Source organism: Streptomyces sp. 8P21H-1 (genome assembly GCF_013302945.1).
Genome location: NZ_JABTYA010000125.1, coordinates 1 through 450, shown reverse-complemented (window position 1 = coordinate 450; position 450 = coordinate 1). Strand labels below are relative to the sequence as shown.

At 76.2% G+C, this 450-nt stretch carries 1 protein-coding gene; it reads left to right on the top strand.

The features are described from left to right. Nucleotides 1-296: C40 family peptidase (locus tag HO151_RS02115; RefSeq protein WP_173894424.1), on the top strand; the 296-nt coding region annotated here is incomplete at its 5' end. Between the last annotated feature and the right edge of the window lie 154 nt (nt 297-450).

Genomic DNA, 450 nt, shown 5'->3' with positions numbered 1-450 from the left:
CGTACGTCTGGGGCGCCAGCGGACCCGCCACCTTCGACTGCTCGGGCCTCACCCAGTGGTCGTACGCGCAGGCCGGCGTCGGTCTGCCGCGCACCTCGCAGGCCCAGGCGCACGCCGGGCGGCGGGTGCCGCTCGCGCAGGCGCAGCCCGGGGACCTCGTCACCTACCGGGACGACGCCAGCCACGTCGGGATGTACGTGGGCAACGGCCAGGTGGTCCACGCCCCCTACCCCGGCGCCCCCGTGCGCTACGACCCGGTGGGCATGATGCCCGTCTCGGCCGTGACGCGCCCCTGACCCACCGGGCCCGACACCGTACGATCAGGATCGTGGCCGGTCGTGGGCGTGCGCCGAAATGGGTCGTGGGGCTGTCGCTGGCCGGTCTGGTCGGTCCGGTCGGCTGCGGCGGCGCCCCGGCGACCGACGGCGCGTCCGCCGACGTGCAGCGCGT